At 68.0% G+C, this 20,040-nt stretch carries 23 protein-coding genes; 17 read left to right on the plus strand and 6 right to left on the minus strand.

Annotation, left to right across the window (positions count from 1 at the left end; all coding sequences use genetic code 11):
- The first annotated feature begins 12 nt into the window (after positions 1–12).
- Genes TY25_RS22020 through TY25_RS40675 form a run of 3 tightly spaced genes read left to right on the plus strand, consistent with a single transcriptional unit; the run spans position 13 to position 1,901 of the window.
- A complete protein-coding gene (locus TY25_RS22020; protein WP_052383113.1) occupies positions 13–579 on the plus strand; it encodes a hypothetical protein in 567 nt (188 codons plus the stop codon).
- A gap of 39 nt (positions 580–618) precedes the next feature.
- A complete protein-coding gene (locus tag TY25_RS22025) occupies positions 619–1,287 on the plus strand; it encodes a TetR/AcrR family transcriptional regulator (RefSeq protein ID WP_052383114.1) in 669 nt (222 codons plus the stop codon).
- A complete protein-coding gene (locus tag TY25_RS40675; protein WP_052383115.1) occupies positions 1,284–1,901 on the plus strand; it encodes a TetR/AcrR family transcriptional regulator in 618 nt (205 codons plus the stop codon). Before TY25_RS22025 ends, TY25_RS40675 begins: the two co-directional genes overlap by 4 nt.
- 46 nt (positions 1,902–1,947) lie before the next feature.
- Here the strand turns inward: TY25_RS40675 and pip are convergent, their stop codons facing one another.
- From pip to mptB, 5 genes are all read right to left on the minus strand, one after another.
- Positions 1,948–2,940 (minus strand): prolyl aminopeptidase, encoded by a 993-nt coding sequence (pip, locus tag TY25_RS22035; protein WP_081869011.1) that lies wholly within the window; start codon positions 2,938–2,940, stop codon positions 1,948–1,950.
- Between the two features lie 24 nt (positions 2,941–2,964).
- Positions 2,965–3,933, minus strand: a complete 969-nt coding sequence (locus tag TY25_RS22040) for a COX15/CtaA family protein (RefSeq protein WP_042258981.1) — start codon at positions 3,931–3,933, stop codon at positions 2,965–2,967.
- Positions 3,934–4,040: 107 nt separating this feature from the next.
- Positions 4,041–4,832 (minus strand): ABC transporter permease, encoded by a 792-nt coding sequence (locus tag TY25_RS22045; RefSeq protein ID WP_029900627.1) that lies wholly within the window; start codon positions 4,830–4,832, stop codon positions 4,041–4,043.
- Entirely contained in the window at positions 4,829–5,761 is a 933-nt protein-coding gene (locus TY25_RS22050) for an ABC transporter ATP-binding protein (protein WP_042258905.1), read from the minus strand. The genes TY25_RS22045 and TY25_RS22050 overlap by 4 nt, the downstream gene beginning before the upstream one ends.
- Positions 5,758–7,440, minus strand: a complete 1,683-nt coding sequence (mptB, locus tag TY25_RS22055) for a polyprenol phosphomannose-dependent alpha 1,6 mannosyltransferase MptB (protein WP_036561526.1) — start codon at positions 7,438–7,440, stop codon at positions 5,758–5,760. The genes TY25_RS22050 and mptB overlap by 4 nt, the downstream gene beginning before the upstream one ends.
- Before the next feature lie 94 nt (positions 7,441–7,534).
- Between mptB and TY25_RS22060 the strand changes: the two genes are divergently transcribed.
- The 11 genes from TY25_RS22060 to TY25_RS22115 all read left to right on the plus strand — a co-directional run bounded on the left by TY25_RS22060 (position 7,535) and on the right by TY25_RS22115 (position 16,678).
- On the plus strand, positions 7,535–8,311 hold the full coding sequence (locus tag TY25_RS22060) for a TetR/AcrR family transcriptional regulator (protein WP_042258906.1): 777 nt from the start codon (positions 7,535–7,537) through the stop codon (positions 8,309–8,311).
- 413 nt (positions 8,312–8,724) lie between these two features.
- On the plus strand, positions 8,725–9,525 hold the full coding sequence (locus TY25_RS22070) for a helix-turn-helix transcriptional regulator (RefSeq protein WP_029900623.1): 801 nt from the start codon (positions 8,725–8,727) through the stop codon (positions 9,523–9,525).
- Positions 9,522–10,958, plus strand: a complete 1,437-nt coding sequence (gene sufB / locus TY25_RS22075; protein WP_029900622.1) for a Fe-S cluster assembly protein SufB — start codon at positions 9,522–9,524, stop codon at positions 10,956–10,958. The genes TY25_RS22070 and sufB overlap by 4 nt, the downstream gene beginning before the upstream one ends.
- On the plus strand, positions 10,958–12,181 hold the full coding sequence (gene sufD / locus TY25_RS22080; protein WP_042258908.1) for a Fe-S cluster assembly protein SufD: 1,224 nt from the start codon (positions 10,958–10,960) through the stop codon (positions 12,179–12,181). Before sufB ends, sufD begins: the two co-directional genes overlap by 1 nt.
- Positions 12,182–12,213: 32 nt before the next feature.
- Entirely contained in the window at positions 12,214–12,990 is a 777-nt protein-coding gene (gene sufC / locus TY25_RS22085) for a Fe-S cluster assembly ATPase SufC (RefSeq protein ID WP_014986356.1), read from the plus strand.
- 1 nt (position 12,991) lies between these two features.
- Entirely contained in the window at positions 12,992–14,245 is a 1,254-nt protein-coding gene (locus tag TY25_RS22090) for a cysteine desulfurase (RefSeq protein WP_042258909.1), read from the plus strand.
- Positions 14,246–14,248: 3 nt separating this feature from the next.
- The gene (gene sufU, locus TY25_RS22095) at positions 14,249–14,722 is read left to right on the plus strand and encodes a Fe-S cluster assembly sulfur transfer protein SufU (RefSeq protein ID WP_041562921.1); all 474 of its coding nucleotides are present in this window, start codon (positions 14,249–14,251) and stop codon (positions 14,720–14,722) included.
- On the plus strand, positions 14,715–15,080 hold the full coding sequence (locus TY25_RS22100) for a metal-sulfur cluster assembly factor (protein ID WP_042258910.1): 366 nt from the start codon (positions 14,715–14,717) through the stop codon (positions 15,078–15,080). Before sufU ends, TY25_RS22100 begins: the two co-directional genes overlap by 8 nt.
- Before the next feature lie 170 nt (positions 15,081–15,250).
- On the plus strand, positions 15,251–15,838 hold the full coding sequence (locus tag TY25_RS22105) for a TIGR03086 family metal-binding protein (protein ID WP_042258911.1): 588 nt from the start codon (positions 15,251–15,253) through the stop codon (positions 15,836–15,838).
- 34 nt (positions 15,839–15,872) lie between these two features.
- Positions 15,873–16,238 carry an ArsR/SmtB family transcription factor gene (locus tag TY25_RS22110; protein WP_042258912.1) on the plus strand — a complete coding sequence of 122 codons (366 nt, stop codon included), beginning with the start codon at positions 15,873–15,875 and terminating at the stop codon, positions 16,236–16,238.
- Positions 16,235–16,678, plus strand: coding sequence for an SRPBCC family protein (locus TY25_RS22115; RefSeq protein WP_042258913.1), 444 nt, complete (start codon positions 16,235–16,237; stop codon positions 16,676–16,678). The genes TY25_RS22110 and TY25_RS22115 overlap by 4 nt, the downstream gene beginning before the upstream one ends.
- 102 nt (positions 16,679–16,780) lie before the next feature.
- Here TY25_RS22115 and TY25_RS22120 read toward each other — a convergent pair whose 3' ends face one another.
- On the minus strand, positions 16,781–17,095 hold the full coding sequence (locus TY25_RS22120) for a WXG100 family type VII secretion target (protein ID WP_042258915.1): 315 nt from the start codon (positions 17,093–17,095) through the stop codon (positions 16,781–16,783).
- Positions 17,096–17,186: 91 nt separating this feature from the next.
- Between TY25_RS22120 and TY25_RS22125 the strand changes: the two genes are divergently transcribed.
- From TY25_RS22125 to TY25_RS22135, 3 genes are all read left to right on the plus strand, one after another.
- Positions 17,187–18,878, plus strand: a complete 1,692-nt coding sequence (locus TY25_RS22125) for an alpha/beta hydrolase (protein WP_042258916.1) — start codon at positions 17,187–17,189, stop codon at positions 18,876–18,878.
- A 70-nt stretch (positions 18,879–18,948) separates the two neighbouring features.
- Positions 18,949–19,443 carry an LppA family lipoprotein gene (locus tag TY25_RS22130; protein ID WP_162184218.1) on the plus strand — a complete coding sequence of 165 codons (495 nt, stop codon included), beginning with the start codon at positions 18,949–18,951 and terminating at the stop codon, positions 19,441–19,443.
- Between the two features lie 18 nt (positions 19,444–19,461).
- On the plus strand, positions 19,462–20,037 hold the full coding sequence (locus TY25_RS22135) for a DUF3558 domain-containing protein (protein WP_042258919.1): 576 nt from the start codon (positions 19,462–19,464) through the stop codon (positions 20,035–20,037).
- Positions 20,038–20,040 lie beyond the last annotated feature (3 nt).

Raw genomic sequence — 20,040 nt, forward strand, 5'->3', positions numbered from 1 at the left:
GTTGAGGACGTCATGAGCACCACCGAGACCACCACCGAGAACCCCGCCGAGGAGCCGAAGGCGCAGCCCCGCAAGGGCATCGGCTATCTGCTCGGCGGCCTCGCCGTGCTGCTGACGGCGCTCAGTGTCGCGCTGGGCTTGTCCTGGCAGTCCAGTTCCGACGAACTCGCCGCGCTGCGGCAGACCAACGCCGATCGGGACAAAGCCGCGGAGGTGGCCGAGGACTACACGCTGCGCTCGCTGACCTACGACCACAAGAACCTGCCCGCCTTCTTCGACAGCGTGCAGCGGGGCACCTCGGACGCGTTGCGCAAGCGCTACGACGAGGTGCACGACACGCTGGCGAAGATCATGACCGAGGCACAGGTGGTCGCCTCCGGGCAGGTACTGGGCACCGCGGTGGACGCCCAAGGCAACAACCAGTACTCGGTGACCGTGTTCGCGACCCAGAAGACCCAGAACATCCAGCAGCCGAATCCGGTGACGGTACCGAACATCCTGGTGGTGACGGTGGCCGAGAACGGCGGCGACTGGCAGGTCGTCGACTACGGCCCGAAAGGCGAGGCGCTGGGGCGTTGATACACTCACGGGTCCTGGTTGGCGTCGAGAGGGAGTGCTGTGCCGGACCAGCCCAGCGCGCCGCGCCGCGGTCGGCCACCGGAACCGGGCCTGGCGCAGCGGCGCAGGCAGCAGATCATCGAATCGGCCTATGCCGTGTTCGTCGCGCGTGGTTATGAGGCCACCACGATTTCCGATGTCGCCGCGCACGCGGGCATCGGCCAGGGCACGGTGTACCGGTACTTCGAGAGCAAACGCGAAATACTGGACCACGTAGTCGATTTCGGCATCGCGAAGTTCGTCGACCGGGTGCAGCCGCGGACCTTGCTGAAACGTCCGGCCTCGGCGCCGGAATTGCTCGCCGAGCTCCGGTCCGCGATCGGGCGCTGGTACGAGATGCTGGATCAGGAGCCGGATTTCGTGCGGCTGTTCCTGGTCGAGGCCAGTGCGATCGACAAGGAACTCAGCGATCGGCTACTCGGCCTGGAGCTGCTGGTCAGCACGTTCGTGGCGCACGAACTGCGGCTCGGGGTGGCGGCGGGCTGGATTCGCGCGGACCTCGACCCGGAGGTGACGGCGCACATCGTGCTGACCTTGAGTGTGCCCGGCCTCCTGCAGGAGATGCGGGGCGAGAACACCGCGGCCGAACGGGAACGCACCACCAACGGTGTGCTCACCCTGCTCGAAAAAGCTTTGCGGCCACGCGATTCCGCCAGGACCGTGCGATGAACGCCGCGGATCGGGGCGCCAAGCGCCGCGCCGAACTGGTGCTCGCGGCACACGAACTGTTCGTGGACAAGGGATACCGCTCGGTCGTCGTCGCCGATATCGCGGCCCGGGCGGGGGCCGGTCACGGCACGTTCTACAACTACTTCGACAACAAGCGCGACATCCTCGACGCGGTCATCGACCACTACTTCGCCCTGATCCGGGAACGGGTGTTCGGCCGGGCGATCGCGGGCCGGCGCCCGAAGACCCTCGACGAATTCTGCGACGTGATCGCGACCATCGTGGACCACTGCTACGAATTGGTCGCGGACGAACCGGGTTTGGTGAACTTCATCCTGCTGGAGGCCGCCACGATCGACGAGCGGGTGGCCGAACGCTCGATCCGGAACCTGCGCGTCTACGGCGACGAAGCCACCACCAGGATCAAGCGCGGCATGGAACTCGGCTACATCGATCCCGCGCTGGATCCGCGCCTGACCGGGGAGGCCCTGCTCTCCGCGCTGCTGGCGGCCCTGCTGTCCGCGATCCGGGACGGTGCCGATGGGCTGGACCGGGCGCGAGTCCGGGCCCAACTCGTCGCCTTCGCGTACGCGACCCTCGGGCCTGTTTCATAAGTCACAGCGGCGCTTTCGGGGTCCAGCTCGACTTATGAAACAGGCCCTAGCGCCCTGACGGAGCGAACCGGGCAGCCGCGTCGAGGATCGCCCGCAGCATCTCGGGGCTGCCGGTGTGTCCCGAATCGTCGATGACGTGCAGTTCGGCGTCCGGCCACGCCTGCGCCAATTGCCATGCGGTGTACAGGGGTGTGCCGAGGTCGAGCCGTCCGTGGATCAGTACACCGGGGATACCCGCGAGTGCGTGTGCGTCACGCAGGAGTTGTCCGTCCGGGAGCCAGGCGTCGTTGGCGAAGTAATGCGCGCAGATCCGCACGAAGGCCAGTAGATCGGCATCCGGCTTGTCGCTGTATTGGCCGGGGCGGCCCAGATTTTCGTGCGCGATGACGGCGTCCTCCCACGCACACCAGTCCCGCGCGGCCTTGCCGCGTACCTCGGGATCCGCGTCGTTCAGCAGACGGTTGTACGCGGCGACGAGGTTTCCGTCGCGCTCGGCGGCGGGCAGGGCGTCCCGGAACGCGGCCCACGGCCCGGGCAGGAAGCGGCCGACGCCGCGATAGAGCCAGTCCGTCTCTTCCGGTCTGGTCATGGTGACGCCGACCAGGATGATCTCGGAGACCCGGGCGGGATAGCGTTCGGCATAGGCGAGGATCAGGGTGGAACCCCAGGAGCCGCCGTAAAGCAGCCACTGCTCGATGCCCAGATGCTCGCGCAGGCGTTCCATGTCGGCGATCAAATGGTCGGTGGTGTTGACGGACAGGTCGACCGCGGGATCGGCGGCGTGCGGCAGGCTTTCCCCGCAACCGCGTTGATCGAACAGCACGATCCGATAGGCGCTGGGATCGAAGTTCCGGCGCGAGCCGCGCTTGCCGCCCGAACCCGGCCCGCCGTGCACCACGAGGACGGGTTTCCCGGCCGGGTTTCCACTGGTCTCCCAGTAGATCCGGTTGCCGTCACCGACCTCCAGGAGTCCGTTCGCATATGGGTCGATCAGCGGAAACGGCTGCGGCACTGGCGCTCCCGGCGCGGTGGTCCCCATCGCCGGTACTCTACCGGCCGGACCTCAGGCGGATTGCTCGGCGGTGACCGCGGCCGGGACCGGCTCCCGGGTGTGCAGCGCGGCCCAGAGGGCGGCGGTGGCGGCGACACAGGCCGCGGCGCCGCCGACGTGGAAGACGACCAGCACGGCCGGGACGTCGGTGAAGTACTGCACGACGCCGATCAGGGCCTGGGCGCACACGATGGCGAGCACCACGAACAGCCGCTTGCGCACGGCCGGGGTGATGCCGACCGCGAAGAGGCCGAAGGCGAGACCGATCAGCAGCGCGAGATAGCCGACGAGCAGCTGCGAGTGCAGGTGCACCAGCGTGACGATCTCCACCTGCAACCGTTCGACCTGCCGCTCGATGCTCTTGTCGCCCGCGTGCGGTCCCGCGCCGGTCACCAGCGTGCCCGCGATCAGCACCCCGCTCATCGCGACCGCGCTGAGTCCGGTGAGCCAGCGCAGCGGCGCGGGCGCCTGCACGGTGGAGACGCCGTCGTCGGGTTCGCAGATCTTGGTGTACAGCACGACCGAGAGCCAGACCATGAGCATCGAGGCGAGCAGGTGGATCGCGACGGTCCACCAGAGCAGCCCGGTGCGCACCGTGATACCGCCGATGATGCCCTGCAGCAGCGTGCCGCCGGGCATCAGCCAGGCGTAGACCAGCACATCGCGCCGGCGCCGGGCGCGGACGACCGCGAGCACGATCAGCGCGGCGCACAGCGACACCACGAAGGTCAGCAGCCGGTTACCGAACTCGACGGCCTGATGCAGCACCGGCACCTCGGACACACCGACGGGGGTGAAGCTGCCGGGGAAGCACTGCGGCCAGGTCGGGCAGCCGAGACCGGACGCGGTGACCCGGACGACCGCGCCGGTGACCGAGATGCCCGCCTGGGTGAGGATGACCGCGATCGCGAGGATCCGCTGCACCCGCAGCGAGGGCAGCGGCAGCTTGTCGACGAGTCGCAGGAACGCGCGATACAGCACGTCACGATGGTAGAGCACGGTCAACTACACGCTGTCGTTGGTACCGCGCACGGCGGCTGCCGGCGTGATCGACGCCGCTCCGCGGGCTATCGACGCCGCTCCGCGGGTTACTGGAAGCGGAACCAGCGGGCCGCGAGCCCGCCCGACACCAGGCCCCACACCGCGAGCACCGCGATGCCGAACCAGTCCACGCTGCTGCGCATCGCGTCCTCCAGCGCGACCGTCAGCGCGCCCGAAGGAATCAGGCGGGCAAGCACATTCACCGCAGTGGGCAGGTCGTCGGAGGCGAACACCACGCTGGCGATACCGAGCATGACGAACCACAGGATGTTCGCCAGCGCGAGCACGATCTCCGCCTTCAGCGTGCCGCCGAGCAGCAGCCCCATCGCCGCGAACGTCGCGGTGCCGAGCGCGATCACGAACGCGCCCAAGACGAGTCCGGCGGGCTCCGGTCGCCAGCCCAGTGCGAAACCGATCACGCCGAGCAGAATCGCTTGCAGCACAACGACGATGAGCACCGCGGCACACTTGCCCGCGATGATGCCCCAGCGCGGCAGCGCGGTCGCGCCCAGCCGCTTGAGCGCGCCGTAGCGGCGATCGAAGCCGACGGCGATGGCCTGGCCGGTGAACGCGGTGGACATGACCGCCACCATCATCACCGCGGGCACGATCTTGTCCACCCGATCGTCGCCGAGGTCGCCGAACGGCAACAGGCTGAGCCCGACCAGCAGGGTGATCGGGATGAACATGGTGAGCAGCAGCTGTTCGCCGTTGCGCAGCAACAGGATCAGCTCCAGCCGGGTCTGCGCACTCATCATCGCGAGCCGGGAGCTGGGCCGCGGGTCGGGCGCGAAGGTGCCCGGCGCGAAGCGGTTGGCGCTCAGATCTGGCTGGGTCATCCGCGCAGCTCCCGTCCGGTCAGTTCCAGGAAAACGTCTTCGAGTCTGCGCTGATCGATCCGGATGTCGGTGGCGAGCACGTTCACCCTGGCGCACCAGGCGGTCACCGTGGCGAGCACCTGCGGGGTGATCTCACCCTCCACCAGATACGTGCCCGGCGTGGTCTCGCGGGGCGCGAAGCCTTCCGGCAGCGCCGATTTCAGCAACTCCAGATCGAGTTTCGGTGGGGCGCAGAACCGTAGCTGCCCCGCCGCCCCGTGCGCGGTCACCTCGGCGGGCGTGCCGGAGGCGACGATCTGCCCGTGGTCGATGATCACCAGCTGGTCGGCGAGCTGCTCGGCCTCGTCCATCACATGGGTGGTGAGCACCACCGTCACGCCGTCGCGGCGCAGCGCATCGATCAACTCCCACACGATGAGTCGCGCCTGCGCGTCCAGACCCGCGGTCGGCTCGTCCAGGAAGACGATCTCCGGCTTGCCCACCAGCGCGCACGCCAGCGCCAGCCGCTGCTGCTGCCCGCCCGAGAGCCGGCGATAGGGCGTCGCGCGATTGTCCTGCAAGCCGAGCGTGCGCAGCAGCCACTGCGGGTCGAGCGGATCGGCGGCATACGCGGCCACCAGATCGAGCATCTCGCCCGCCTTCGCGCCCGGATACGCGCCGCCGCCCTGCAGCATCACGCCGATGCGCGCGCGCAGCCGATCCGAATCGGCGATCGGGTCCAGCCCGAGCACCCGCACCGTGCCCGCGTCCGGGGCGACGAAGCCCTCGCACATCTCCACTGTGGTGGTCTTGCCCGCGCCGTTGGGTCCGAGCAGCGCAAGCACTTGCGCCCGTTCGACATCGAAGCTGAGACCGTCGACCGCGGTGGTCTCCCCGTACCGCTTGACGACACCCTCGACCCGAACGGCGGGTTCGCTGCGCTGAGTCACGATGTCACACCGTAGGACTTGGGTGTCTGTGACGGAGCCGACACCCCCGTCTGACCGCGCCAGGGCAGGGCGTGCCGGGTGAGGACGATGAACAGCACGGCGACGATGACCGTCGCGATCGCGGCGCCGACGATCTGGAACACCTCGAACTCGGCGCCGCGCGGCATCAGGATGAGGCTCACGATCGCCGAGAAGGTCACGGCCGGAACGCGGAACACCGGCTGGGTGGCCCAGGCGGCCAACGGCACGATCGCCCACAGCAGGTACCAGGGTTGTACCACGGGGAACAGCAGCACGATCGCGCCGAGCGCGACACCGAGCGCGCCGACCGCGTGCAATCGCCCGATGCCGGTCGCGACCAGCATGCGCACCGCGATGAAGCCCGCGACCGCCGCGGCGATCGGGCGGGTGATGCTGATCATCGCGGTGGTGTGGTCGCCGAGTCCGAGCAGCACGCCGCCGAAACCGGTGATGATGCCGAGCACGGTCGGCAACGACATCCAGCTGCGCACCGCGTTGGCCACGTTGAGGGTGTGGATCCAGCCGAAGCCCAGCCCGCTCATCGAACCGATCAACAGCGTGGTCCCGATGGCGATCGCGCCCAGCAACGCGGCCGCGACGGCGACCGAACGCACCGAGAAACCCCACCGCCGGGCCAGCGCCATGCCGACGAAACCGAGCGCGATGATCGAGGTGAATTTCACCGACGACGACATCGTGATGACGATGGCGCCGGCGATCAGCCACGTATAGGCCCGGCCGTCGAACGGATGGATGTCCTCGATGGCGCGCAGGCAGAACTCCATGCCGGCCAGCATCAGCCCGAGCATCAGCGCGTCGTTGTGCACGCCGCCGACCAGGTGGAACAGCACCAGCGGATTCGCGGCGCCCAGCCAAAGCGCGCTCACCGGCGCGACACCGCAGCGCTGGGACAGCCGGGGCAGCGCCCACACGATCAACGCGACACCGGCCAGCGCCAGCATGCGATGCACCCAGACGCCCGCGATGATGTTGTCGCCGGTGAGTTCGGCGATGCCGCGGCCGATCCACAGGAACAGCGGACCGTACGGCGCGGGGGTGTCACGCCAGATGGTCGGCACGTTGTTGGTCAGCACGTTGTCGATGCCGAGCCCCGCGACCGGCCCTTCTTGGTAGGGGTCGATACCGCGGGCCGCGATTTCGCTCTGTGCCAGATAGGAATACACGTCGTTGCTGAACATCGGCGGCGCGACGCTGAGCGGGATGATCCACAGCAGCAGCGTGCGGTCCAGCTGCGAGCGGGTGAGGCGGTGGATCGGCGAACCGCCGATGCCGCCGATCGCGAAGCGGCCGAGCAGCAGCCAGGCCAGCACCACGATCACCGTGCCGGTCATGCACATGGCCAGCGAGCCGGTGTGCGCGCGGGCGAAAATGCCGAGCACCCGGACGCCGGAGGTCGGATTCTGATGCACCGGCTGCGCGCCGATGCCGAGCGCGCTGATCGCCATCAGCACCGTGCCCGTGGCGCCCATCAGCCGGATCCGGTCCAGCTGGACCAGTTCCTTGCGATTGAGGCCGGGCACTTCGGATTCGTCCTGGTGCAGGACCGCGATCGAATGATCGGCGGCGGGCACGTCCAACCCGAGTGCCCGGCGCCCGAATGCCAGTGTTCTGCGCCGCGCGCCCTCCAGTACCGCCACGAGACGCAGCCTAGTTCGCACAGCGATCCGACACCGCGTACGGGCACCGCTCGTTCCGATCGGCAGCGCCGCCCGGCGGGGGACAATCGGACACATGGTTTCGGAGTCCAGGCGACGGATCGAGGTCGCCGCGTGCGAATTGCTCGCGCGCCACGGGTATCACGGGTTCGGTTTGAAGGCGTTGAGCGAGGCGGCCTGCCTGCCCTACGGGTCCATCTACCACCACTTTCCGGGCGGCAAAGAAGAGATCGCGGTGGCCGCGATCACCGGCACCGGCACCCTGGCGGGCCGGATGATCCGTCAGGCGCCGACCGACGTGTTCGCCACCACGGCAACGCTTTTCGAGTGCATGACTCGCAAGCTGGCGCAGTCCGACTGGGTGGACGGCTGCCCCATCGGCACGCCGGCGCTCGACGGCGGCAGCGATGTCGAGGCGGTCCGGGCGGCCTGCGGCGCCGCGTTCGACGCGATGGAGCAGGCCTTCGCCGGGCTGCTCGCCGAGCTGGGTCTGTCCGCGCAGGCCGCGGGGGAGCTGGCCACGACGGTGGTCGCGGCGTACGAGGGCGCGACCGTGCTGGCCCGGGTCCGCCGCTCGGCGGACCCGCTGCACACGGTGGCCACGGCGATGGAGCGCCTGGTTCGGATCACCTTCACCGAAGCCGGACTGTACGAGGCCGAATCGGCGGCCGAGTCGACCGGTACCGGCTCCTCGGATATCGACGCGGCGATGCCGGACGCCGATTTCGGGGATCCGCCGATGGCGGTGCCCTCGGTCGACGGCGACGGCGTCCTCCCGAATGTCGATGCCCGCGTGGTGGCCGCGGCGTCGGAGCCCGTCGACAAACTTCCGGAAGTGGATCCGCACAGCTAACCGGGATCTGATGGCAGCCCTGTCGGTCACGCCGCTGAAGCTTGTCGCGGTGGGCCGAGTCCGCTCGGGACGGGGTAGTCCGAGCGGTTGTGACGCATCGCACTGAAGCAATTGCAGCCCGGACTAATCAGTCCCGCTTCGGTTGTCCGGGTGCTTGCCAGACGGGCGGCGAACCGTGGCCAGCTCACCGCCGGCCTGGGTCTGGACGGGAACTCGCAGGTCAGGGCCTGGCAAATCGAACAGGTGCGGATTCCGCAGAATTTACGGGCGGATGGCGGTCTCGTCCGCAACCACCCGGCGCGATCGATACCGATCGGTATGGCGCGGTGACGGCGGTCGACGCAGGTCACAGGGGTCTGGAAGTCAGGGCACCCTTATTAGATTTCGGGAACGAATTCCGCCACACTGATGTTGTGAAAACCGTGGGTTTGCGGAAAAACGATGAAGGGGCTGGTCGCCGGGCCGGTACCGCGTCGTCCGCTGCCCCCGCCACGGTCGCCGAAGGGCACACCCGCGCGGCCATCGTCCAGCTACTGCTGGAGGAGGGGCCGATCACCGCCACCGCCATCGGCACCACCCTCGGGCTCGCGCCGGCCGGGGTGCGCAGGCACCTCGACGCGTTGATCGACTCCGGTCAGGCCAGGGCGAGCAGGTCCGCGCCGTGGCAGCAGAAGGGCCGCGGCCGTCCCGCCAAGCAGTACCAGCTCACCGCCGCCGGACGCGGGCAGCTGGGCCACGCCTACGACGATCTGGCCGGTGCCGCGATCCGCCAGCTCGGCGAGATCGGCGGCGCCCAGGCCATCACCGAGTTCGCCCGCAAACGAGCCAGGACTATCGTGGCCGGGATCGCACCCGTCGAGGAGCACACCCCGGAACACACCGAGGCCAAGGCCGAGGAGATCGCCGAGGCGTTCACCGAGGCCGGATTCGCCGCCACCACCCGCAAGGTGGGCGCCGGCGTGCAGATCTGCCAGCACCACTGCCCGGTCGCGCACGTCGCGGAGGAATTCCCGCAGTTGTGCGCGGCGGAACTCGAGGCGTTCCGTGACCTGCTCGGCACGCACGTGCAGCGGCTGGCCACCATCGCCAACGGCGACTGCGCGTGCACCACGCATGTGCCCCTGCTCGTGCTGCCGATCAGCAAAACTTCATCAGAAACCGCTGCACAGCCCGCAACGGTACGAACGAACGACTCCGGAAGGAGTGCCGAATGACGACGACCACCGACCAGGTGCAACCGCTCACCCAGGAAGAGACCATCGCTTCCCTGGGCAAATACGGTTACGGCTGGGCCGATTCGGATGTGGCCGGAGCGAGTGCGCAACGAGGCCTGTCCGAGGCGGTTGTTCGCGACATCTCGGCCAAGAAGAGCGAGCCGGACTGGATGCTCGACATCCGGCTGAAGGCGCTGCGCATCTTCGATCGCAAGCCCATGCCGAACTGGGGTTCCAACCTCGAGGGCATCGACTTCGACAACATCAAGTACTTCGTGCGTTCCACCGAGAAGCAGGCCGCCACCTGGGACGACCTGCCGGAGGACATCAAGAACACCTACGACAAGCTGGGCATCCCCGAGGCGGAGAAGCAGCGCCTGGTGTCCGGTGTCGCCGCGCAGTACGAGAGCGAGGTCGTCTACCACCAGATCCGCGAGGACCTGGAGCAGCAGGGCGTCATCTTCCTCGACACCGACACCGCGCTCAAGGAGCACCCGGAGATCTTCCAGGAGTACTTCGGCTCGGTGATCCCCGCGGGCGACAACAAGTTCTCCGCGCTGAACACCGCGGTGTGGTCGGGTGGTTCGTTCATCTACGTGCCGCCGGGCGTGCACGTCGACATCCCGCTGCAGGCCTACTTCCGGATCAACACCGAGAACATGGGCCAGTTCGAGCGCACCCTGATCATCGTCGACGAGGGCGCCTACGTGCACTACGTCGAGGGCTGCACCGCGCCGATCTACAAGTCCGACTCGCTGCACTCCGCGGTGGTCGAGATCATCGTGAAAAAGGGCGGCCGCTGCCGCTACACCACCATCCAGAACTGGTCGAACAACGTCTACAACCTGGTCACCAAGCGGGCCAAGGCGGAGGCGGGCGCGGTGATGGAGTGGGTCGACGGCAACATCGGCTCCAAGGTCACCATGAAGTACCCGGCGGTCTGGATGACCGGCGAGTACGCCCGCGGCGAGGTGCTCTCGGTGGCGTTCGCCGGCGAGGGACAGCACCAGGACACCGGCGCGAAGATGCTGCACCTGGCGCCGCACACGTCGTCCAACATCATCAGCAAGTCGGTGGCGCGCGGCGGCGGCCGGGCCTCCTACCGGGGTCTGGTGCAGGTCAACAAGGGCGCGCACGGGTCCAAGTCGACCGTGAAATGTGATGCGCTGCTGGTCGATACGATCAGTCGCTCGGACACCTACCCGTACGTCGACATCCGCGAGGACGACGTGACGATGGGGCACGAGGCCACCGTCTCGAAGGTCTCCGAGGACCAGCTGTTCTACCTGATGAGCCGCGGCATGACCGAGGACGAGGCGATGGCGATGGTGGTGCGCGGCTTCGTCGAGCCCATCGCCAAGGAACTGCCGATGGAATACGCGTTGGAACTGAACCGGCTCATCGAGCTGCAGATGGAAGGAGCCGTCGGCTGATGGCGACAGGTGTCATCGGAGCGGTCGAGGGCGAGAACCCCTCGAAGCCGGTCCAGGCCCGGCCCATTCAAAACGTGGGCGCGACAGCCGCGATCAACAAGGGCGAGGTGTTCACCTCGTTCGACGTGCACGCGTTCGAGATCCCGTCCGGCCGCGACGAGGAGTGGCGGTTCACCCCGATGCGCCGCCTGCGCGGACTGCACGACGGCACCGCGGTGCGCGACGGGCAGGCCACGATCGAGGTCGGCGCGGTCGAGGGTGTCCGGGCGGAGACCGTCGGGCGTGACGACGCGCGGCTCGGCACCGCCGGAACGCCTGCGGATCGCGTTGCGGCCCAGGCCTACTCGGGCTTCGAGCAGGCCACCGTGGTGTCCGTCGACGCGGAGACCGAGGTGGCCGCGCCGGTCGTCGTCACGGTCACCGGTCCCGGCGAGGGCAAGACCGCCTACGGCCACCTGCAGATCCGGCTCGGCAACTTCGCCGTCGCCACCGTGGTGGTCGACCAGCGCGGCAGCGGAACCTACGCGGAGAACGTGGAATTCGTGCTCGGCGACAGCGCGAAGCTGACCGTCGTCGCGGTGCAGGACTGGGCCGACGACGCGGTGCACGCGACCGCGCACCACGCGAAGCTCGGCCGCGACGCGACGCTGCGGCATATCGCGGTGACGCTCGGCGGCGACCTGGTCCGGCTGACCGGCACCGTGCGCTACGAGGGCCCCGGCGGTGACGCCGAACTGCTCGGCCTCTACTTCGCCGACGCGGGCCAGCATTTCGAACAGCGCCTGCTGGTCGATCACTCGCAGCCGAACTGCAAGTCCAATGTGCTGTACAAGGGTGCGCTGCAAGGCGATCCGGCCTCGCCGAAGGGCGACGCCCGCACGGTGTGGGTCGGCGACGTGCTGATCCGCGCGGCCGCCGAAGGCACCGACACCTTCGAGGTGAACCGCAACCTGGTGCTCACCGACGGCGCGCGTGCCGACTCGGTGCCCAATCTGGAGATCGAGACCGGCGAGATCGCCGGCGCCGGACACGCCTCGGCGACCGGCCGCTTCGACGACGAGCAGCTGTTCTACCTGCGTGCCCGTGGCATCCCGGAAGACGCGGCGCGGCGCCTGGTGGTGCGCGGCTTCTTCCAGGAGATCATCCAGAAGATCGCGGTCCCCGAGATCCGGGAGCGGCTCGAGTCGGCCATCGAGGCCGAGCTCGCCGCGATCGGCGCCTGAACCCCTCACTCCCACAAAGGAACTCGAATTCGATGACCACCCTGGAAATCAAGGACCTGCACGTCGAGGTCGCCAACCCGGACGAGTCCGGCGAGCCCATCAAGATCCTGAAGGGCGTCGACCTCACCATCAAATCCGGTGAGACGCACGCCATCATGGGCCCCAACGGCTCGGGCAAGTCGACGCTGTCGTACGCGATCGCCGGTCACCCCAAGTACACGGTGACCTCCGGCTCGATCACCCTCGACGGGGAAGACGTGCTGGCCATGTCGGTCGACGAGCGCGCGCGGGCCGGCCTGTTCCTGGCCATGCAGTACCCGGTCGAGGTGCCCGGCGTCTCCACGTCGAACTTCCTGCGCACCGCCGCCACCGCCGTGCGCGGCGAGGCGCCCAAGCTGCGGCACTGGGTCAAGGAAGTCAAGGAGTCGATGGCCGAGCTGGAGATCGATCCGGCCTTCGCCGAGCGCAATGTGAACGAGGGCTTCTCCGGCGGTGAGAAGAAGCGCCACGAGATCCTGCAACTCAGCCTGCTCAAGCCGAAGATCGCCATCCTGGACGAGACCGACTCCGGCCTCGACGTGGACGCGCTGCGCATCGTCTCGGAGGGTGTGAACCGCTACAAGGAGCGCGAGAACGGCGGCGTGCTGCTGATCACGCACTACACCCGCATCCTGCGCTACATCCAGCCGGAATTCGTGCACGTCTTCGTCGGCGGCCGCATCGTCGCCGAGGGCGGTTCGGAACTGGCCGACGAACTCGATGCCAACGGCTACGTCCGTTTTACGCAGAGCGCAACAGCAGGAGCCTGATATGACCGCCACGGTCCCCGCACTCGACGTGGCCCGCATCCGGGCCGACTTCCCGATCCTGAGCCGCACGGTTCGGGACGGGAAACCGTTGGTGTACCTGGACTCCGGCGCGACCTCGCAGCGGCCGCTCGCCGTGCTCGACGCGGAACGCGAGTTCCTGACCACGCGCAACGCGGCGGTGCACCGCGGCGCGCATCAGCTCGCCGAGGAGGCGACCGACGACTACGAGGACGCCCGCGCCGCCATCGGCCGGTTCGTCGGCGTGGACGCCGACGAGATCGTGTTCACCAAGAACGCGACCGAATCGCTGAACCTGGTGACCTACTCGTTCGCCGACGACCGGTTCCCGTACCACGTCGGCCCCGGCGACGAGATCGTCATCACCGAGCTCGAGCACCACGCCAATCTTGTTCCGTGGCAAGAGCTCGCGCGCCGCACCGGCGCGACGCTGAAGTGGTACGGCGTGACCGACGACGGCCGGATCGATCTCGATTCGCTCGAATTGTCGCCCGCCACCAAGGTGGTCGCGTTCACGCACCAGTCCAATGTGACCGGCGCGATCAGCGATGTCGCCGAAATCGTGCGCCGGGCACAGCAGGTCGGTGCGCTGACCGTGCTCGACGCGTGCCAGTCGGTGCCGCACATGCCGGTCGATTTCCGTGCGCTCGATGTCGACTTCGCCGCGTTCTCCGGCCACAAGATGTTCGGCCCGTCCGGGGTCGGCGTGCTGTACGGGCGGCGCGCGCTGCTCGCGGAGACGCCGCCGTTCATCACCGGCGGCTCGATGATCGAGACCGTCACCATGGAGGCCACCACCTACGCGGCGCCGCCGCAGCGGTTCGAGGCGGGCGTGCCGATGACCTCGCAGGTCGTCGGATTGGGCGCCGCCGTGCGGTATCTCGCCTCGCTCGGTATGGAAGCCGTTGCGGCCCATGAGCATTCGCTGGTCGAGGCAGCGCTGGCCGGGCTCGGCGCGATCGAGGGTGTGCGCATCATCGGCCCTGCCGACACGGTCGCTCGCGGCGGTGCGGTCTCGTTCGTGGTGGACGGCATCCACGCGCACGACGTGGGCCAGATCCTCGACGACGAAGGTGTCGCGGTGCGGGTCGGTCACCACTGCGCGTGGCCGTTGATGCGCCGCCTCGGGGTTCCCGCCACGGCGCGGGCCTCGTTCGCCGCCTACAACACGCTCGACGAGGTGGACGCACTCGTGGCCGCGGTGCGGAAGGCTCAGAGCTTCTTCGGAGTTGCATAGAACATGCGCATGGAGCAGATGTACCAGGAAGTGATCCTGGACCACTACAAGCACCCGCATCACCGCGGGCTGCGGGAGCCGTACGGTGCCGAGGTGCACCACGTGAACCCGACGTGCGGTGACGAGGTGACCCTGCGCGTCCAGCTCGACGACAACGGTGACGTCGCCGACGTCTCTTACGACGGCCAGGGCTGCTCGATCAGTCAGGCCGCCACCTCGATCCTCACCGATCAGGTCATCGGCCTGCCCGTGCAGCAGGCGTTGAAGGTCGTCGACTCCTACAGCGAGATGATTTCCAGCCGTGGCACCATCGAGGGTGACGAGGATGTCATCGGCGACGGCGTCGCACTGGTCGGTGTGTCGAAGTACCCGGCCCGGGTGAAATGCGCGCTGCTCGGCTGGATGGCGTTCAAGGACGCGGTGATCCGGATCGCGCCCGAGCAAACCACGTCCACGAATGGGGCCGGCAATGACTGAAACACCTGCATCGGAAACCGCCGCCGAGCAGCTGTCCGAGGAGGACATCAAGCGGCTGGAGGATCTCGAGGAGGCGATGCGTGACGTCGTCGACCCTGAGCTCGGCATCAATGTCGTCGATCTCGGCCTGGTCTATGGCTTGGCCGTGCAGGACGAGGTCGCGATCCTCGATATGACGCTGACGTCCGCGGCGTGCCCGCTGACCGATGTCATCGAGGACCAGTCGCGTAATGCCCTGGTCCGCAGCGGCCTGGTCGAGGACCTCAAGATCAATTGGGTCTGGATGCCCCCGTGGGGCCCCGACAAGATCACCGAGGACGGTCGCGAACAGCTGCGCGCCCTCGGCTTCACTGTCTGATCTCTCGCATCGCACATCGACGGCCGCTGCCTACGAGGTAGCGGCCGTCGACGTTTTCGCATCGGACGCGAGTGCCACTCGTCACGAGGGCTTGGCTCAGCAGCAATAGGTAGGTTATCTTCTACCTATGAAAGGTAGGAAACTTCCTACTCGATATGAATGGAGTGGAGATGTCGGAAGCTGCTGAGCGGTTCCGGGTGACCAGCGAGGGCTTTCTGGCCCGGATCATGGCGGTGCGCGCGGACCAGTGGGACAACGCGACGCCGTGCCCGCGGTGGACCGTGCGGGATGTCGTCGGGCACGTGATCAACGAACAGCGCCGGACGTTGGCGCAGGTGCGCGGAATCGAGCCCGCACCGCTGCACGGGATCGGGGTCGCCGAGATGGGCGCGCTGCCCGAGATCGCGGCGGATGCCGACCCGGCCGCCGCGTGGAAACACCTCGGGGACGGGCTGGCCGCGGCCATCGACGATCCCGCCTGCCTGGCCGCCGAGATCCCGACGTTCCAGGGGCCCAGGCCTTTTCGGGAGATCGTCGACATCCTGCCCGAGGACGTGCTGATCCATACCTGGGATGTGGCCCGCGGCATCGGCGGCGACGAGCGGCTCGATCCCGGCGTGGTCGCGTTCGTGCACGAGCACCTGTTGCCGATGGACGAGGCGCTGCGGCAGCCGTGGGCGTTCGGACCTAAGGTGACTGCACCGGCGGACGCGGACCCGCAGACCGAGTTCCTGTGCTTCGTCGGACGACGCCCGTAGCGCGAGAACCGCCAGCCCCCGAACGAAGGCCGCGATGCCGTACCGCACCAAATCCAGTGACGCCGACCTCCTGTTCGGCGCGCTGGCCAACCCTACCCGCCGCGACATACTCGACCTGCTCCTGGACGGCGAACAGTCGGTGCAGTCCATCGCCGAACGGTTCGATATGGCCCGGCCCAGCGTGTCCGAGCATTTGAAGGTGCTGCGCGAGGTCGGGCTGGTGGGGGAGGAAAAGCGCGGCCGGTTCCGCTACTACCGGGTGGAACCGCAACCCCTGCACGACCTGCAATCCTGGCTGGCGCCGTTCGAGCGGTACTGGCGTGCCCGGATGCGCGAACTGGGCGACGTGCTCGACGCGCTGCCCGACGACCCCGACGACGAGAAGGATGTGACCCGTTGACCGATGACCTGACCACCATCGAGGTGGACCAGTTCTACCCGCACCCGCCGGCCAAGGTCTGGCGCGCGCTCACCACCCCCGACCTGCTGGCTCGATGGTTGATGGAACCCACCGGCTTCGAACCGGTTTCGGGCAACCGCTTCCGGATGCAGGCGCGCCCGATCCCGGAGGTCAACTTCTCCGGGCAGATCCGTGGCGAGGTGCTGGAGGTGGTCGAGCCGAAGTTGTTGCGTATCACCTGGAACGATGCCGCGGTCGCGGAGGACAGCGGTTGGGTGCTCAGCTGGCAGTTGCATCCGGAGGGTAAAGGAACGCGGATGTTGTTCACGCACACCGGTTTCGATCCGGACAATCCGATTTCCCAGTTGTCCCGTACCAGAATGAGCGGCGGGTGGCCCGGTTTGCATCATCGTCTGGCGGGTCTGCTCGACGCGCAATAGATCGCTCGAATGCTGTTGAAAAGATTTGCCGCGCCCGGTTTTCCGATGGCGCGGCAGCGAAAATAAAAGCAGCGCACACCATTGCGTTATGCGCTGCTCGGCTCAGAGGTCCAGGCTGGATTGCAGCTGGTTCGTCTCGGCGGCCCGGGATTGATCCTGCGCGTGCAGGGTGCCCGCCGTCGTGTTCAGCGATTCGGAGAGTTCGGCCACGTGCTGCTGCAGCAGCGTGCGGCGACCGTCCAGGTACGCGTTGAACCTGGTGAACGCCGTGGCAGCGGTGTCTTTCCAGCCCTCGCGGCTGTCGGCGATCGCCTGATCGGTGTCGCGCAACGTGGTACCCGCGTTGTCGTACAGCGTGTCCAGCCGGGCGGCCGCACCACGCAGCAGTTCCGGATCGACCGAAACGGAATCACCCATTTACGCCCCCTGATCCAAAATTCACGGTAATTCCCGGATACCATACCTATCGTCGCAAGCAATCCTGACTTCCGTGGGGGGATCCTGGACGATGTTGCTACCGGACATTCGCTGGTGGAATGTGCTGGCGCTGGAAATGCTCGAGACGTCGTTGTCCCGGCGCATCACCACCGTGCAGGACGTGGTCGGCCAACTCGCCGATATCGGCACACTGCCCGGTTGGCAGGGTGACTCCGCGGCCGCCGCGCGCCGCAGATTCACCGTCACCACCGATCAGCTGATCGACGAGGCCGCCACCCTCGGCGCGGTCCGCGAGCTGACGAAGCAGACCAGGGCAGCGGTCACCCACCTCAAGGAAACGCTGGCCGCCATCGAACAGACCGCGACGGCGAACGGGCTCGAGATCTGGGACGCCGGCCACGTGACCATCGCTGATCTGCCCGATGCGCCGGACCCCGCGCAGGTGGAGTCGCTGCGGCTGGAACTGCAGGACGCCGTGCACGCGGTGATGAAACAGGCCGACGACATCGACGCGGACGCGGCCGCGGTCCTGAACCAGGCCGCCGACGGCAAGATCGACGACCGAGGCGCCACCGACGTCGCGGCGGCCTCCGGCGCGGGTGCGACCCAGGGCGGACTGACCGCCCCCGCGCCGCCGGAGCACGGGACGCCGCAACAAAACAGGGAGTACTGGGACGCGATGGACGAGCGGCAGCGCCGCGAAGTCATCGACCGGCATCCGGAATGGATCGGAAACCGGGACGGCATCCCGTCCATGGCCCGTCACGAAGCGAACGTCAACCGGATCGACGACGAGCGTGCCCGGCTGACCCAGGACCGTGACGCGCTGAAAGATCTGTTGAAGGACGCGCCGGACGGCGCGCGGTATCCGAACGCTCCCGACCCCTACGCCGCCGAGAAGACGAAACTCGCCGAGGTCGAGGCGAAGCTGACCGACCTCGACTCGATCGAGAAGATCCTGAAAGAGCATCCGCTCGACCCCGGCAACCCCGACAAGGGGGCGCGGCTGCTGCTGCTCGACCTGCAGTCGGGGGAGAAGGGGATGGCGGCGGTGGCCGTCGGCGACCCCGACAACGCCGACCACGTCTCGGTCACGGTGCCCGGCGTCTCGACCACCGTGCAATCGCTCGACGGCATGACCCGCGAGGCCGAAGCGGTGCAGCGGGAAGCCGAGAAACAGTTGCGGCTCGCCGGACGCCCGGACGAGCGGGTCGCCTCGATCGCCTGGCTCGGCTACGAACCGCCGCCGGACCTGGGGCTGGAGGCGGCGCGCTCGGCGCGGGCCGAGGACGGTGCGCCCGAACTGGCGCAGTTCTTCGAAGGTTTGGACGTGGCATCGACCCGGCCGGACCCGCACCTCACGGCGCTCGGTCACTCCTACGGGTCCTACACGACCGCGCTCGCGCTGCAAGAACACGGCCGCACCCAGCCGATCGACGACGCGGTCTTCTACGGCTCGCCCGGAATCAACGCGAACGACGAACCCGACCTGGGACTGGCGCAGGGGCACGGTTACGTGATGCGCGCGCCCGACGACCCGATCTCGCTGGTCGACGGCTTCGGCCGGTTCGGTCCCGACCCGGTCACCACGAAACTGGAGCAGCTCTCCGTCGGCGAGGCCACGACCACCGACCACGTGCGCCGCGAAGACTCGAACGGACACAGCGAATACCCGCGGCCGAGCGGCAACGGCGAACTGCGCACCGCCGGATACAACATGGCCGTCGTCATCGCCGGACTGCCGGAACTGGTGGTGCGCTGACATGACGGCCGTGACCCGAATACTCGCGGCGATCGTCTGCGTGACGGTCCTGACCGGATGTGGAGACAGGATGAACGCTCCCGACCGCCCGTCCAAGGAAGACATCGCGCACGCCGAGGCCCAGATGCGACGGCTGCCGTCGGTCGAAGACACCGAGCAGCAACTGGCAGTCCTGCTCCAGCGGATCGCCGACGCCGCGAAAACCGTTGCGCCCGAACTCGAATGGCGCACCCTGCGCGACCGCGGCCAAGGCAAACTCGGCTGCCCCTCGCCCTACCTCGAAACCATCGGCGTCTCCATGACGACCGACTCGCTCACCTCGGCGGTACCGATCACCGACGACGAATGGCCCCGCGTACTCCAGGCCGCCCGCGACCTCGCCGCCGAAAACGGCATCACCGCCCTGACCGTGCGCGCCGACACCCCCGGCCGCCACGACATCACCCTGCATTCACCCGACCACGGCAACGAGATCACCCTCGGCACCGACAAAGCCGCCCTCCTGACCGGCCTCACCGGCTGCCGGTACCGTGAAGAGGATCTGCGGCAGCAGCCGGGAAACTGACCAGCAGAAGGGGGCCTCATGCCGAGCAGAGGGAACACCGTCCGCACCCTCGCGATCACCGTCGGCGCCGTGCTGCTTCTCGCCGGCTGCAACGACACGTCCGGGACCCCGGCGACCAGCAGTGCGCCGAGCGCGAGCGCGTCGGCGTCGGGGACGCCGGTGAAGGATCAGGCGCCGTGGGACCCGTGCTCGCTTCCTATCGACGCCGTGCGGGCTACGGGACTTGACCCGGACAGTAAGAAGTCGGCTCTCGCCGGTGTCCAGTTCGACGGCTGGAAGTCGTGCGCTTGGCGCGCGCAGGCGCGTTGGTACGACCTCAGCATTCTGGCGGGAACCCCGACGCTGACGGCCGTGCAGGAGCGCCGGGACTTCATTGATATGCAGCCGACGACGGTCGGCAACCGCCGCGCGCTTCAGTTCACGATGGCCAGTGATCGAAACGATCATTTGGGATGTGCTGTGGCTGTTGAAGTTCCAGGCGGTACGGTCATCTTCGACATGCTCGGCCGCTACGGTGCGCCGCAGGAGGGGCAGCCATGCCCTCTGGCGAACAAACACACGAACGATCTGGCGAAATATCTGCCGTCGAGGTAGGGG

The sequence above is a fragment of the Nocardia brasiliensis NBRC 14402 genome (genome assembly GCF_000308475.2).
In the GTDB taxonomy this organism is placed as follows: Bacteria; Actinomycetota; Actinomycetes; order Mycobacteriales; family Mycobacteriaceae; genus Nocardia; species Nocardia brasiliensis.

What these genes read in the sequence shown, in the direction of transcription:
- TY25_RS22020 (WP_052383113.1), top strand. Translation starts at nt 13, where the DNA reads ATGAGCACCACCGAGACCACCACCGAGAACCCCGCCGAGGAGCCGAAG.
- TY25_RS40675 (WP_052383115.1), top strand. Translation starts at nt 1,284, where the DNA reads ATGAACGCCGCGGATCGGGGCGCCAAGCGCCGCGCCGAACTGGTGCTC.
- pip (WP_081869011.1), bottom strand. Translation starts at nt 2,940, where the DNA reads ATGGGGACCACCGCGCCGGGAGCGCCAGTGCCGCAGCCGTTTCCGCTG.
- TY25_RS22045 (WP_029900627.1), bottom strand. Translation starts at nt 4,832, where the DNA reads ATGACCCAGCCAGATCTGAGCGCCAACCGCTTCGCGCCGGGCACCTTC.
- TY25_RS22060 (WP_042258906.1), top strand. Translation starts at nt 7,535, where the DNA reads ATGGTTTCGGAGTCCAGGCGACGGATCGAGGTCGCCGCGTGCGAATTG.
- sufB (WP_029900622.1), top strand. Translation starts at nt 9,522, where the DNA reads ATGACGACGACCACCGACCAGGTGCAACCGCTCACCCAGGAAGAGACC.
- sufD (WP_042258908.1), top strand. Translation starts at nt 10,958, where the DNA reads ATGGCGACAGGTGTCATCGGAGCGGTCGAGGGCGAGAACCCCTCGAAG.
- sufC (WP_014986356.1), top strand. Translation starts at nt 12,214, where the DNA reads ATGACCACCCTGGAAATCAAGGACCTGCACGTCGAGGTCGCCAACCCG.
- TY25_RS22090 (WP_042258909.1), top strand. Translation starts at nt 12,992, where the DNA reads ATGACCGCCACGGTCCCCGCACTCGACGTGGCCCGCATCCGGGCCGAC.
- sufU (WP_041562921.1), top strand. Translation starts at nt 14,249, where the DNA reads ATGCGCATGGAGCAGATGTACCAGGAAGTGATCCTGGACCACTACAAG.
- TY25_RS22100 (WP_042258910.1), top strand. Translation starts at nt 14,715, where the DNA reads ATGACTGAAACACCTGCATCGGAAACCGCCGCCGAGCAGCTGTCCGAG.
- TY25_RS22105 (WP_042258911.1), top strand. Translation starts at nt 15,251, where the DNA reads ATGTCGGAAGCTGCTGAGCGGTTCCGGGTGACCAGCGAGGGCTTTCTG.
- TY25_RS22110 (WP_042258912.1), top strand. Translation starts at nt 15,873, where the DNA reads ATGCCGTACCGCACCAAATCCAGTGACGCCGACCTCCTGTTCGGCGCG.
- TY25_RS22120 (WP_042258915.1), bottom strand. Translation starts at nt 17,095, where the DNA reads ATGGGTGATTCCGTTTCGGTCGATCCGGAACTGCTGCGTGGTGCGGCC.
- TY25_RS22125 (WP_042258916.1), top strand. Translation starts at nt 17,187, where the DNA reads ATGTTGCTACCGGACATTCGCTGGTGGAATGTGCTGGCGCTGGAAATG.
- TY25_RS22130 (WP_162184218.1), top strand. Translation starts at nt 18,949, where the DNA reads ATGAACGCTCCCGACCGCCCGTCCAAGGAAGACATCGCGCACGCCGAG.
- TY25_RS22135 (WP_042258919.1), top strand. Translation starts at nt 19,462, where the DNA reads ATGCCGAGCAGAGGGAACACCGTCCGCACCCTCGCGATCACCGTCGGC.